15 protein-coding genes are annotated in these 13430 nt (G+C 43.6%); 12 read left to right on the top strand and 3 right to left on the bottom strand.

What is annotated here, in order from left to right; translation table 11 throughout:
• Positions 1–48 precede the first annotated feature (48 nt).
• From MHH61_RS04820 to yunB, 3 genes are all read left to right on the top strand, one after another.
• Positions 49–1422 (top strand): bifunctional UDP-sugar hydrolase/5'-nucleotidase, encoded by a 1374-nt coding sequence (locus tag MHH61_RS04820; protein ID WP_125586148.1) that lies wholly within the window; start codon positions 49–51, stop codon positions 1420–1422.
• A gap of 67 nt (positions 1423–1489) precedes the next feature.
• Positions 1490–1795: a YunC family protein gene (locus MHH61_RS04815; protein ID WP_024425980.1), complete on the top strand. Its 306-nt coding sequence runs from the start codon at positions 1490–1492 to the stop codon at positions 1793–1795.
• 69 nt (positions 1796–1864) lie between these two features.
• Entirely contained in the window at positions 1865–2635 is a 771-nt protein-coding gene (gene yunB, locus MHH61_RS04810) for a sporulation protein YunB (RefSeq protein ID WP_024423371.1), read from the top strand.
• Positions 2636–2661: 26 nt separating this feature from the next.
• Here the strand turns inward: yunB and MHH61_RS04805 are convergent, their stop codons facing one another.
• The gene (locus MHH61_RS04805) at positions 2662–3606 is read right to left on the bottom strand and encodes a M23 family metallopeptidase (protein ID WP_229137106.1); all 945 of its coding nucleotides are present in this window, start codon (positions 3604–3606) and stop codon (positions 2662–2664) included.
• Between the two features lie 326 nt (positions 3607–3932).
• On the opposite strand from MHH61_RS04805, the gene lipA reads away from it, so the two are divergent.
• Entirely contained in the window at positions 3933–4829 is an 897-nt protein-coding gene (lipA, locus tag MHH61_RS04800) for a lipoyl synthase (protein WP_008360456.1), read from the top strand.
• A 39-nt stretch (positions 4830–4868) separates the two neighbouring features.
• Here the strand turns inward: lipA and MHH61_RS04795 are convergent, their stop codons facing one another.
• Complete coding sequence (locus MHH61_RS04795) at positions 4869–5504, bottom strand: YhcN/YlaJ family sporulation lipoprotein (protein ID WP_024425978.1); 636 nt, start codon at positions 5502–5504, stop codon at positions 4869–4871.
• Between the two features lie 120 nt (positions 5505–5624).
• On the opposite strand from MHH61_RS04795, the gene MHH61_RS04790 reads away from it, so the two are divergent.
• From MHH61_RS04790 to MHH61_RS04780, 3 genes are read left to right on the top strand one after another with little or no spacing between them, the layout of a single operon-like run.
• A complete protein-coding gene (locus MHH61_RS04790) occupies positions 5625–5900 on the top strand; it encodes a YutD family protein (protein WP_024423368.1) in 276 nt (91 codons plus the stop codon).
• 19 nt (positions 5901–5919) lie between these two features.
• The gene (locus MHH61_RS04785; protein ID WP_025094159.1) at positions 5920–6354 is read left to right on the top strand and encodes a DUF86 domain-containing protein; all 435 of its coding nucleotides are present in this window, start codon (positions 5920–5922) and stop codon (positions 6352–6354) included.
• Positions 6355–6372: 18 nt separating this feature from the next.
• The gene (locus MHH61_RS04780; protein ID WP_117590494.1) at positions 6373–7146 is read left to right on the top strand and encodes a TIGR01457 family HAD-type hydrolase; all 774 of its coding nucleotides are present in this window, start codon (positions 6373–6375) and stop codon (positions 7144–7146) included.
• Between the two features lie 40 nt (positions 7147–7186).
• Here the strand turns inward: MHH61_RS04780 and MHH61_RS04775 are convergent, their stop codons facing one another.
• A complete protein-coding gene (locus MHH61_RS04775; protein WP_025094161.1) occupies positions 7187–7687 on the bottom strand; it encodes a phosphatidylglycerophosphatase A in 501 nt (166 codons plus the stop codon).
• Between the two features lie 132 nt (positions 7688–7819).
• Here MHH61_RS04775 and yutH point away from each other — a divergent pair, with 132 nt between their 5' ends.
• The 5 genes from yutH to thrB all read left to right on the top strand — a co-directional run bounded on the left by yutH (position 7820) and on the right by thrB (position 13400).
• The gene (gene yutH, locus MHH61_RS04770; RefSeq protein ID WP_056765874.1) at positions 7820–8842 is read left to right on the top strand and encodes a spore coat putative kinase YutH; all 1023 of its coding nucleotides are present in this window, start codon (positions 7820–7822) and stop codon (positions 8840–8842) included.
• A gap of 74 nt (positions 8843–8916) precedes the next feature.
• Entirely contained in the window at positions 8917–9885 is a 969-nt protein-coding gene (locus MHH61_RS04765) for a D-glycerate dehydrogenase (RefSeq protein ID WP_125586150.1), read from the top strand.
• A 223-nt stretch (positions 9886–10108) separates the two neighbouring features.
• Entirely contained in the window at positions 10109–11410 is a 1302-nt protein-coding gene (locus MHH61_RS04760; protein WP_024423362.1) for a homoserine dehydrogenase, read from the top strand.
• Positions 11410–12471: a threonine synthase gene (gene thrC, locus MHH61_RS04755; protein ID WP_024423361.1), complete on the top strand. Its 1062-nt coding sequence runs from the start codon at positions 11410–11412 to the stop codon at positions 12469–12471. Before MHH61_RS04760 ends, thrC begins: the two co-directional genes overlap by 1 nt.
• A complete protein-coding gene (gene thrB, locus MHH61_RS04750; protein ID WP_024423360.1) occupies positions 12468–13400 on the top strand; it encodes a homoserine kinase in 933 nt (310 codons plus the stop codon). The genes thrC and thrB overlap by 4 nt, the downstream gene beginning before the upstream one ends.
• Positions 13401–13430 lie beyond the last annotated feature (30 nt).

Below are 13430 nucleotides of genomic sequence, written 5' to 3'. Positions count from 1 at the left end.
TTTCAACCTGAATGAGACGGTCAGTGACAACTTGAGGGAGAGATCAACATGCTGCAGAAGCTATGGTTATATCATACAAACGACTTGCACAGCCACTTTGAGAACTGGCCAAAAATTGCAGCTTATATTGAAGAAAAGCGTCAAGTTCACGATCAGATGCTCTTGTTTGATATTGGCGACCATATGGATCGAGTGAACCTCGTATCCGAAGCGGATTATGGAAAGGTAAACGTCAAGCTCCTCAATCAGCTTGGCTATGATGGAGTCACGATCGGGAATAATGAAGGCATTACGCTGCCCCATGATCAGCTGGATCACTTGTATGAGAATGCACAATTTCCAGTGGTGCTGTCTAATTTATTTGAGAAAGGCAAAAGGCCTTCGTGGGCAAAGCCCTATCATATGATCACAATAGAAAACGGACTGAAGCTCTGTCTCTTAGGTGTGACCATTGCGTATACACCCGTATATGAAAAGCTGGGCTGGAACATTACTGATCCGTTTGACAGCATACGGGACATGCTGCAGGAAGTGAAGGGACAGGCAGATGTCATTGTGCTTTTATCTCATCTCGGTATCATCCATGATCGAGAGGTCGCCCGTGATTTCCCTGAAATCGACATCATCCTAGGTTCACACACGCATCATCTGTTAGAAGAAGGTGAAATGGACAATGGTGTGCTGCTTGCATGCGCTGAAAAGTACGGGCATTATATTGGCTGCGTTGAGCTGACGATCGATACAGCGCGCAAAGAGCTGATAGAGAAAAAAGCGACAGTACAGTCAGTGGATCAGCTCATTAGTGAATCAGATGAAGCCATCACCACCTTGCAGCAGGCAGAAAGAAGAGCGAAAGCACTCATGCAGGAAAAAGTGACAACGATTGAGTCGAAGCTAGAAACGAAGTGGTTCGACGATTCTCCGCTTCCGCAGCTCTTAACAGATGCCATTAAAGATTGGTGCGGAGCAGATATTGGCATGATGAATGCAGGTATGGTGCTTGATTCATTAGAGGCAGGGATCGTCACAAGAGAAGAAATCCACCGGATATGTCCGCATCCCATTAATCCCATTCGGGTGACGCTTACCGGTCAACAGCTCATCGAAACGGTTCAGCGAGGCTGTGAAGAAAAAATGGAACAGCTGCGCATCAAGGGCTTCGGCTTTAGAGGTGAGCTGATGGGGAAAATGCTATATAGCGGCCTCAGCTATACATTAGAAGAAGGCGAGGCCAAATGGGTGAAGGATGTCTTTGTACATGGTCAATTGATCAAAAAAGACGCCTCCTATACTGTTGGCACAGTCGATATGTATACATTAGGCTCTCTTTTTCCTCATATCCGTGATCACGAACACATTGAATATTTTATGCCTGAATTTTTACGTGATGTTTTGACATGGCGCTTGAAGGAAGCAACATGAAATCCGCTTCAGCCTAACAACACGCGCCCTCTTTTCACATAGATTGTGATGAGAGGAGTGAAGGGATTTGGTGAATTTAACACCTATTACAATTGATGGCCATTCCTTTACAGCGGTCACCGTCAAGCTGCCGAAGACAAATTTCATGGCAGTAACAAATGAACACGGGTATATCATGTGCGGTGCACTGGATGTCGGGCTCTTGAATGAAAAACTTGCAGATAGAGGAATTATTGCAGGAAGAGCAGTTGGTGTAAGAACCATTGAGCAATTGCTCGATGCTCCTTTAGAATCTGTGACATACGCCGCAGAAGCGCTGGGCATCTCAGCTGGAACAATTGGAAGAGATGCATTATTAAAAATGGTGAAATAAAATAGAGAGATGATTCCTATCCCCCCGCCTGTCTGCATACACATGTAATGGAGAAGGGGGGATTTTTTATTGAGAATGAACCGCCGTTATCGCCCCTACAAGAAGGGCCCTTTGCCATTTCGTTACGTCATGCTGCTTGCGATTTTATTCTTTGTGCTCTCAACCGTAATTAGTTTATTTTTTATCAACCGATCAATTAAACCTACCCTTATTCATATTGCTGAACTAGAAACAGAGCGCATCGCCAATCACCTCATACAATATTCAGTTCAAGACTTTGCAGACGATCAGGAGAATATGAAGGATATGGTGGTCATGAATACAAGTGAGAACGGAAAAGTGACGACCATCGATTTTAATGCGCAAGCAACATCGAAAGCAATGGCTGACCTCTCGCGTCATCTTCAAAAAAATTTAGAGGACATTGAAAAGGGGAACTTTCAAAAAGAGGCAAAAGAAGCATTAAAGGATCAAACAGATGGACATGACGGCATTATATATAACATTCCGCTTGGGCAAGCATCCGGAAATGCACTCATTGCCAACCTCGGACCCAAAGTGCCTGTACGCTTTAGTGTGATTGGTGATCCGCATACGGACGTTGAAAAAAATATTAAGCCTTATGGCATCAACAATGCCTTGATTGATATTAGTGTTCTGATCGAGGTCAAGGTAAGAGTCATTATCCCATTTGCTTCTGAAACAATCGTAGTGAAAAACTCTGTTCCTGTCTCCATACAAGCCGTTCAAGGAGACGTGCCAGATTATTATAATGGCAGCGGAACAAACTCAGGTGCTCCATCAATTGTTCTTCCAGAAAAAAAGAAGAAAAAGGAATAACAGCCCAACAATGATTGGGCTGTTATTTACTTTCGTTTCCGTTCAGCTCTTTCCCACGCCCTCAAATGAGGATATGGATCAAATGACCATTCCGTTCTGCCGTTGTCTTTGTACATGCCATAGTGAAGATGCGGCGGAAACTTTCCTGCGGTGCCTGGAGGACCGTAACCGGAGCTTCCGACAGATCCAATCACCTGGCCAGGTTCAACAATTTGACCTGTCTTGAGTCCTTTCGCAAAGCCATTTAAGTGAGCAAAGTAATGATAATGATTATGAATATCTCGAATGCCTATCCGCCAGCCGCCAAAGCGGTTCCAGCCTTTCATTTCAATCACGCCATACGATGTCGCACGAACGGGAAGTCCATAATGGGCAAATAAATCGGTTCCCTCATGAATTCTCCTTCCTCCAAACCCTCTTGCATCTCCCCATGTACTTCGGTAGCTGTAGTCAGCTCCAACCGGAAGAGGAAAAGCATGTTTTCCAAGATCAAGATGGCCGTAGTGCTTATATAGCTTCATAAAAGATGAAATGATTCCAACGGTTTGATCACGTCCATAATAGTCCCATAAGCCAATTTTTAATTGATCAATGCTGCTGCCGTAGTGAAGCAAGTATTGTGCAAAAGTGAATAATACATCCTCATCGTCATCGCTGCTTGCTTTGCCATCCCCATTCCCATCAAGACCAATTCCATCAAACACTTTAATGCTTAAAGGAGAGGTATCCTGTTTATTCGGGTTTTCTGGTCCAATCCACATTTCCCGGGGAATGTAGATGCCAATGACGCCTTTTTGTTTCGGTAAATCTCTTCTGCTTTTTCGAATATTGTGTTCATACTGATCAACTGCAGCAAGTACATACCATGGAACCTGTGTTGTGATGGAGACTTTTTCATATAGGGCCATTCTTTGCTTCAATTCATCTGGCTGCTTGCCCGTCCCTTTTGCATGAACAGGTAAAGGGAGCATTGAAAGAGCAATCATGATGGCTAAAACCACTTTCACAAACGTCCATCTCCTTTCATCGAGCATCATCTTCTACCGTTTAGTGTGGTTAGAACACTCTATTTCATAAGAAGAAAATGTTAGTAATTTTCTTCTGTTTTTTTAGGAGGCTTTTGGGTATTTTTGCAGCTCATTCCCTTGTTGTTCAATCTGTACTATGTTAAAGTGTCTAAAGAAAAGGCTTTAGGCCGAAGATTCAATTTTTTGCAGCTTCTTAGCTGCATCCATCGTATATAGCAGGAAGATTTTTGTAGATGCACCTTTAACGAATTCATATGGAGATGATGGAATTGGCAAAGAAGGAAGAGCACGTAAGAAAACCGGACTGGCTTAAAATTAAGCTGAATACGAATGAAAACTATACCGGTTTAAAGAAAATGATGCGGGAAAACAACCTGCATACCGTTTGTGAGGAAGCAAAATGTCCGAATATTCATGAATGCTGGGCAGTGAGAAGAACCGCTACATTTATGATCCTTGGATCTGTTTGTACGCGCGCATGCCGTTTCTGTGCGGTGAAAACTGGACTTCCAACTGAGCTTGACCTGCAAGAGCCAGAACGCGTGGCAGATTCAGTAGCCTTAATGAACTTAAAGCACGCTGTTATAACAGCGGTTGCAAGGGATGATCAAAAGGATGGCGGCGCAGGTGTGTTCGCTGAAACCGTTCGTGCGATTAGAAGAAAAAGCCCATTCACGACCATTGAAGTTCTCCCTTCAGACATGGGCGGCAATTATGATAACTTGAAGACGTTAATGGACACTCGTCCTGACATTTTAAATCACAACATTGAAACAGTTCGCAGATTAACGCCAAGAGTTCGTGCGCGTGCTACATATGATCGTTCATTAGAATTCTTGCGTCGTGCAAAAGAAATGCAGCCCGATATTCCAACAAAATCAAGCATTATGATTGGACTTGGTGAAACGAAGGAAGAAATCATTGAAGTCATGGATGATCTTCTTGCCAATAACGTGGATATTATGGCGATTGGCCAGTACTTACAGCCTTCGAAAAAGCATTTGAAAGTTCAAAAATACTACCATCCGGATGAGTTTGCAGAGCTGAAGGAAATTGCGATGTCAAAAGGCTTTAGCCACTGTGAAGCTGGGCCGCTTGTGCGCTCTTCCTACCATGCAGATGAACAAGTAAACGAAGCGTCTAAAAAGCGTCAGGCGCAAGCGTAACAAAGAAAACGCCAGAGCTCTCTGGCGTTTTTTCTCGTATTAATTTTGGCCGTAAGGGGCGTTTCTTCTCATCGTACGGTCGGAATTCGTCATGCCATTTGCATCTTCTTGATTCGATATGTTCCCGCCTTGAGGGGAATACTTCATTTGCTGAATCGTTTTGGTTAAAATTTGGTCAAAATCACGTGAATTGGTTTGAAGACGTGAAAAATTGGCAATGGATTGAAAGTGCTCTGGATTATCAGAGACGTATACATGATAATAACGAGGGAGAACAGAAACCGCCGTTTTCTTTACTTGATCGGCAGATTCATCACGGTTTTTGTTTCCTGTTCGATACACGATGAGTGCATCCTCATCTGTTACAAGTGTGGCTGCATCTTTGATGTTTGGCAGCTGCACCGTTAGACTTGTAATCACGTGGGCAAGATGCTCACGATTTAAAGCAGGGGTTCTTTCTTTCTGATCCGTTACTTGCTGGCGCTGGTAACGAACATATCCTGCTCTGTTTGTATCTGCTTCTGGCATATTGGAATTATTTCCTTCATGACGATCCGACAGACGGATGGTTTTACTTGAAGAATCTTCATCCACTTGCCGGTTCATACCTGATTGAAAGCCGCACCCGCCTAAAAGCATGCTGAGGAGAATCGCGGCAGTCAGTTGTTTCTTCATAAATGTGACCTCCTTTTTCCTTTAGCTTCGGCTAAATCGGAAAAAACATGCTTTAGCAATTGATGGAGTTCTTCCAATGAATTATCATTAAAGATGGATCGTTTAAAAAGAGGTGAGAAGATGATCGTCGTTCAGAATGCTACCTTTGATCTTGTAAGAGATATCAAAGACGGCTTTAATGAAGAAGCGTTTAAAGCAAGGTACTCAGATATTTTAAATAAGTATGATTATATTGTGGGGGACTGGGGCTATAATCAGCTCAGGCTGAAAGGGTTCTTTGATGACCAAAACCAAAAGGCCACATTTGATACTAAAATCAGCACACTCGATGAATACATTTATGAATACTGTAATTTTGGCTGTGCCTATTTTGTCTTAAAGCGAATTAGAAAATAACGCAAAGGGGAGCGTCATAATGTATTTCGTAGACAGAAAAAAGATTGAAGAGACATTACGTTTTTTCGAGGAGCAATATGAGTTGATGCAGAGTCATCAAACATGGACAAGTCCTCTAGAGAAAAAAGCGCTGGAACGAATTGTTCATTTGCTCGTCGAATGTATTCTTGATACCGGAAATGACATGATTGATGGCTTTATTATGCGTGACCCAGGAAGCTATGATGACATCATGGATATACTTGTTGATGAAAAGGTTGTACCAGAAGGAGAAGGGAGTCAGCTGAAAAAGCTTGTCTCATCCCGCAAAACACTTGTGCAGCAATATCAGGAAGTGGTTCATCATGACTTATTGCAGGTGATCAGCGAAGTAGAGCAGGCGCTCGAGGTCTTTCCAAGCCGCATCCGTACCTACTTGGAACAGGAGCTTGGCCCAGTATCAGCGTTTAAATAAACCATTGGAGTTGTGAGCATCATGAAATACAAAGGCTATTTAATTGATTTAGACGGGACAATGTATAAAGGAACAGAAAAGATCGAAGAAGCAGGTCAATTTGTTCAAAAGTTAAATGAGTTGGACATCCCTTACTTGTTTGTCACGAATAACTCATCACGTACGCCAAAGCAGGTAGCGGAAAAACTCGTTTCATTTGATATCCCAGCAACAGAAGAACAAGTTTTTACAACAAGTATGGCGACGGCCAATTATATTGCTGAGCAAAAGAAAGATGCGTCAGTTTACGTGATCGGTGAAGAAGGAATCAAGCAGGCCATTGAAGAAAAAGGGCTGACGTTTGGTCAGGAAGACGCTGATTTCGTTGTTGTTGGAATTGATCGTGGCATTACATATGAAAAATTAGCAGTAGGTGCGATTGCCATCCGTCAAGGCGCACAATTTGTCTCAACAAATGGAGATATTGCCATTCCAACAGAAAGAGGGCTTTTGCCAGGGAACGGCTCGTTAACATCTGTACTGACCGTAACGACAACGGTTCAGCCGACATTTATTGGAAAGCCGGAATCCATTATTATGGAACAAGCGATGCGTGTACTTGGGACAGATGTGTCTGAGACGCTCATGGTGGGGGATAACTATGATACGGATATTATGGCAGGAATGAATGCAGGAATGGACACATTACTCGTCCATACAGGTGTGACAACAAAAGAGCTGCTTCAGAAGTACGAAAAGCAGCCAACCTATGTCATTGATTCATTATCCGAGTGGATTGAGCGATTATCATAAAAAAAGAGGACAAGCGTTACGCGCGCGTCCTCTTTTTTCTTTATTCCGCATTTCTTGCACTATGTGCCAGCCTGCTTGATGCGGCGGCAGCAATAGCGCCGACAATGTCATCTAAAAAGGTGTGGCATTCGCCCGTGGATTTATCGTTGAGTTTCCCGAGTATTCCTGGTTTTTCTTTATCGATATATCCGTAATTCGTAAAGCCGATCGAACCATAAATATTGACGATTGCAAAGGATAAAATTTCATCAACGCCATACAGGCTCTCGTCCGTTTCAAGTATTGATTGAAGCGGCTCAGTCAGCTTCTTTTGCTCGGCGAGTACGTCTAATTCGACGCCCGTTAAAATCGCATTTTGGACTTCACGTTTTGCGATGACACGCTCCACATTGTGGATGCACTCTGTCATGTCTAAGCCAGGATGATATTTTTCCTGTAAAAAGTAGACAAGGTCTGCTATATCTTGAATGGTTACGCCTCGTTCTTGTAAACGGCGTCTTGCTGTTTTTTCTACTTCGTTCATCTCATGATGATGCGGCATGTATTCCTCACCCAATCCTCGTATTTTGTCCACAACGTGTAAAAAGCTTCGGATAGTAAATAGTATTCATAAATCCCTCAACCTGCGACTACGATATGATAAGAGATTGATCATAGGAACGCAGGTGAAAACATGAAAGAAACCATTTATCACACATTTGGTATTGATGTTCGTCAATTTACGCCATATGGCAGTTATCAGAGCTTTCAAACGGCGGAGGCTCTCTTCCTCATTGTTCCTGTGTCTCATTTGCGAGAAGAAGAACTCTCGGAGTTGTATCATATCAGTCAGTATTTACTGAATGCTGGAGACCCATACGTCGCTGTGTTTGAATTAACAAATGAAGAGAAACCCACCTTTACTCATGGGAAGGAGCAGTATGCTTTATTAAAAGCAGCACCTCCGCTCTCAAGCCGCTCGTTTCAGCAAGCGTCAGAGCTGGCATCCTTCCATGTCAGAGGAAGAGGATTTCCATATGAAGTATCCGAAACAAAACGTGTCGGTGCCTGGAAGGAATTATGGGCAAAACGATTAGATCAGCTCGAAGGCTTTTGGATGCAGCAAATGCATCAAAAACCGCTGGAACGGTTTGAACAAAAATTCATTGAATCGTTTCCGTATTATCTTGGATTAACGGAGAATGCCATTCAATATTTAGTCGATACTGAGCTTGATGATGAACCGAAAGAAGGCGACTCAGGCACTGTCTGTCATCAGCGCTTTTCACGTATGACATGGCCGCATGAGCAGCCGCTTCGTTTACCTGTGGATTGGGTCTTTGATCATCCAACCCGTGATATTGCCGAATACTTAAGAGAGACCTTTGTACAGCATAAGGAAGATTTAATTGAAGAGGGCTTTTCCTTTCTTCAGCAATATGAACAGGTGACACCTCTTTCCTCCTTTTCAAAGCGTTTGTTATACAGCCGCCTGCTGTTCCCGCTTCATTATTTTGAAATTGTGGAAGGCTACTACATGTCGGGAGAAAATGAAAAAGCATATTATGAAGAGCGGTTAGATTACGTCTTAAATGATGCCAATCGTTATGAATACTTTCTGAAGGTCTTTCAAGAAATGAGTGCCATGCGAAGCGGCGGGAGCCCCATTCCGGCTATTGGCTGGATTCAGCCTGCAACTGATTTGAAGTTTCAGTGAACAGACGAAACGTCTCTTTTCTCTTGAGACGTTTTTCGTTATGCTTAAAGAAATCGATAAAAGGAGTGTTCTTCTTGACGAAACCTTACGTCTATATCACAAGAAAACTGGATGAAGCATCACTTACACCATTAAAAGAAGTCGCTCATGTTGAGATGTGGCCAAGAGAGGATGAGCCGTGTCCAAGAGAAGAGTTAGAAACACAAGCTGCTAAAGCGGATGCGCTTCTCACCATGCTGTCAGATCAAATAGATGAGCCGCTTTTATCAAAGGCTCCGAATATCAAGGTGGTTGCAAACCTTGCTGTTGGCTATGACAATATTGATCTTGAAGCAGCCAAAAAGCATGGAATCACCGTATGTCATACACCAGACGTCTTAACAGAATCGACGGCGGATTTAGCCTTTGCTCTTCTGATGGCGTCAGCTAGACGCATTGTCGAGGCGAGTGATTGGATTAAGGATGGAAACTGGACAGGCTGGGGGCCGCTTCTTCTTGCCGGTGCTGATGTTCATCACAAAACACTCGGGATTGTCGGAATGGGCAGCATTGGAACAGCACTAGCCAAGCGGGCCAAAGGCTTTAATATGAATGTCCTTTATCATAATCGTTCAAGAAAACCCGAGGCAGAAGCGCAGCTTGGCGTGACCTATGCGGCTTTTGAGGAACTGCTCAAGCAGTCTGATTTCATCGTCTGTCTGACGCCGTTAACCCCGGAAACGAAAGACATGTTTAATGAAAAAGCATTTGATCTGATGAAGAACTCTGCTTATTTCATTAACGTATCAAGAGGACAGACTGTGGATGAGGATGCTTTATACGAGGCTGTCACAACAGGAAAAATTGCCGGCGCTGGTCTGGATGTATTTAGACAGGAACCTGTCAGCCCGTCTCATCCGTTAACGACATTATCTAACGTCACAGTCCTTCCTCATATTGGAAGTGCTAGTGTTGAAACAAGAAAAACGATGATGCGTTTATGTGCTGAAAATATTGCGCTTGTCTTACAAGACGAGCCAGCCAAAACGCCGGTTCGTTTATAATATAAGGCTTCCCGGCTTTCGGGAGCTTTTCTGACAAAAATATTTTGAAAATATAGAATCTTGATATAAATAGCTGTTAAGCGGTTTCATTCTGACAATCTCTTATTTTATTACCTTGTCAAAATGAGGATACCCCTTTATAATGTGTGTACATTGAATGTCTGTGTAAGGTTAACAAATGTCTTTTTAGAGAGGACATTTACGGAGAAAGGTGGAATTTCAGGTGAAGGCAATTCGAGTTGGGCTATTAGGATTAGGAACAGTGGGAAGCGGTGTCGTAAAAATTATCCAAGACCATCAGGATAAATTAATGCACCAAATCGGCTGTCCGGTATTAATACAAAAAGTGCTTGTGAGCAATCCCGATAAAAAAAGAGATGTGGATGTCGCAAGAGAGGTCTTCACAACTGAAGTATACGATGTGATTAGAGATCCAGAGGTCGATGTCATCATTGAAGTAATGGGCGGCATTGAAGAGACAAAACAATATTTAATAGATGCGTTAAATGAGAAGAAGCATGTCATTACAGCCAATAAAGATTTAATGGCGCTTTACGGTACGGAGCTTTTACATGTAGCGAAAGAAAATAGCTGTGATCTTTATTATGAAGCAAGTGTCGCCGGAGGAATTCCGATTCTGCGCACACTGGAGGAAGGGCTGGCCTCTGACCGAATCACTAAGATGATGGGGATTGTGAACGGTACAACGAATTTTATTTTAACGAAAATGAATGTCGATAAAAGCGCATATGAGGATGTCTTAAAAGAAGCACAGGATCTAGGCTTTGCAGAAGCAGACCCGACAGCTGATGTAGAAGGACTGGATGCAGCAAGGAAAATGGCGATTCTTGCAAGACTCGGCTTTTCCATGAATGTAGATTTAGAGGATGTCAAGGTGAAAGGTATTTCGGATATCTCTGATGAGGATATTAATTTCAGTAAGCGGTTTGGCTATACAATGAAGCTGATCGGCATTGCTCAGAGGGACGGAGAGAAAGTGGAGGTCAGCGTTCAGCCAACTTTACTTCCTGATCATCATCCATTATCATCCGTCAACAATGAATTTAATGCGGTGTATGTCTACGGAAGTGCTGTAGGAGAAACGATGTTTTACGGACCTGGAGCAGGAAGTCTGCCGACAGCAACAGCTGTTGTATCAGACTTAGTGGCAGTGATGAAAAACATGCGCCTTGGCGTGAACGGAAGCGGATTTATCGCACCGCAGTTTGAGAAGAAGATCAAATCGTCATCAGAAATATTTGCTCAGCAATTTTTAAGAATTCATGTTAGAGATCAAGTCGGGGCATTCTCCCGCATTACATCTATTTTTTCTGAAAGAGGCATCAGCTTTGAAAAGATCCTTCAGCTTCCTGTGAAAGGACATGATGAGCTGGCTGAAATTGTGATTATTACACATCAGACCTCAGAAGAAGATTTTTCAAATATCCTGCAAAAATTAAACGACCTCGACGTGGTGGTTCAAGTGAAGAGCACGTACCGAGTAGAAGGGAACGGTTTAAGCTGATGAAATGGAATGGACTCATTGAAGAATTTCAAGAATTCTTACCAGTAAACGAATCTACACCTAAACTAACATTAAATGAAGGGAATACACCGCTGATCCATCTCGCCAAGCTTTCAGAAAAGCTGGGAATCGAGCTTCATGTGAAAACAGAAGGCGTTAATCCAACAGGTTCTTTCAAGGATCGAGGAATGGTCATGGCTGTTGCAAAGGCTAAAGAAGAAGGCAACGATACAATCATGTGCGCCTCAACAGGGAATACCTCTGCAGCAGCAGCGGCTTATGCAGCCCGTGCGGATATGAAATGTATTGTCATCATTCCAGACGGGAAAATTGCCTTCGGTAAGCTTGCACAGGCCGTCATGTACGGAGCAGAGATCATTGCCATTGACGGCAACTTTGATGATGCACTGAAAATCGTCCGCAGCATCTGTGAAAAAGCACCGATTGCCCTTGTTAACTCTGTCAATCCTTATCGAATTGAAGGACAAAAGACAGCAGCATTTGAAATCTGTGAGCAGCTAGGCTCTGCCCCGGACGTACTGGCGATTCCTGTTGGTAATGCCGGGAACATCACGGCCTACTGGAAAGGCTTCAAGGAATATCACGAGAAAAAAGGAACTGGACTGCCTGTCATGCGTGGTTTTGAAGCAGAAGGTGCAGCGGCAATCGTTCGAAATGAAGTGATTGAGCAGCCAGAAACAGTGGCAACGGCTATCCGTATCGGAAATCCAGCGAGCTGGAAACAAGCTGTGGCAGCCGCAGATGAATCAAATGGAAAGATTGATGAAGTAACAGATGAGGAAATTCTTCATGCGTATCAATTGATTGCACGTGAAGAAGGCGTGTTTGCAGAGCCAGGTTCTTGTGCTTCGATTGCGGGCGTGTTAAAGCAGGTGAAATCTGGAGAAATCAAGCCAGGCAGTAAAGTTGTTGCGGTACTAACAGGCAACGGACTGAAAGATCCAAATACGGCTATCGATATTTCACAAATCAAGCCGGTCACACTCGATGCAGATGAAGATCAAATTCTTGAACACTTAGAAAAGGCCGCACGCGTATGAGTGAAGCCTCCATGCTTTTTTCAATCACAGTACCGGGAAGCACTGCCAATTTAGGACCAGGCTTTGATTCAGTTGGAATGGCGCTCAGCCGCTATTTAAAGCTATCGGTCTATGACCATGATAGCTGGCTGTTTGAAGCAGAAACAGATGTCGTGTCTGGGATTCCATCAGGCACCGACAATCTGATTTATCAAACAGCCAAAAAGGTCGCAGATGACTTTGGAAAAACACTCCCGCCTGTTCATGTCAAAGTGTGGAGTGATATTCCATTGGCACGGGGGCTTGGCAGCAGTGCTGCTGCCATCGTGGCCGCCATTGAACTTGCCAATCAGCTTCTTGAATTAAACATGACAGATGATCAGAAGCTCTTTTATGCAAGTGAGGTAGAAGGTCATCCAGATAATGCGGGTGCCTCTTTATTTGGTGGTTTACTGATTGGTCTCCATGAAGAAGACAAAACACATGCCGTTAAAGTGCAGCATGTGGATGTAGATGTCGTCGTGGTGATTCCTTTTTATGAAGTGCTCACAAAGGATGCCCGTGATGTCCTGCCAGAGGATTTCTCCTATAAACATGCTGTCAGTGCGAGTGCTGTGAGCAACGTCCTTGTAGCCGCCTTAATGACGCAAAACTGGCCGCTTGTTGGAGAAATGATGAATAAGGATTTATTTCATCAGCCTTACCGCACAATGCTCGTGCCAGAGCTGTCGAAGGTAGAGCATGTCGCTTCGCTCAAAGGAGCGTATGGAACGGCTTTGAGCGGTGCTGGACCGACGATCCTCACCTTAGTGGAAAAAGGGAAGGGAGAAGCGCTGAAAGAACAGCTTGCCCAAAACTTCCCGCATTGCGAAGTAGATTTGCTGACGGTGCCAGTAGAAGGTGTTGTCGTGCAGCATCATCCTGTTAATCAAGTAAAGAACGTGCTGTGAATCTGCACGTTCTTTTTTTATGCTTGTTTT

This window comes from Bacillus sp. FSL K6-3154 (genome assembly GCF_040869395.1).
GTDB lineage: Bacteria > Bacillota > Bacilli > Bacillales > Bacillaceae > Bacillus > Bacillus safensis.
The sequence above is the reverse complement of the archived record's forward strand: the minus strand, read 5'-3'. Positions and strand labels throughout refer to the sequence as shown.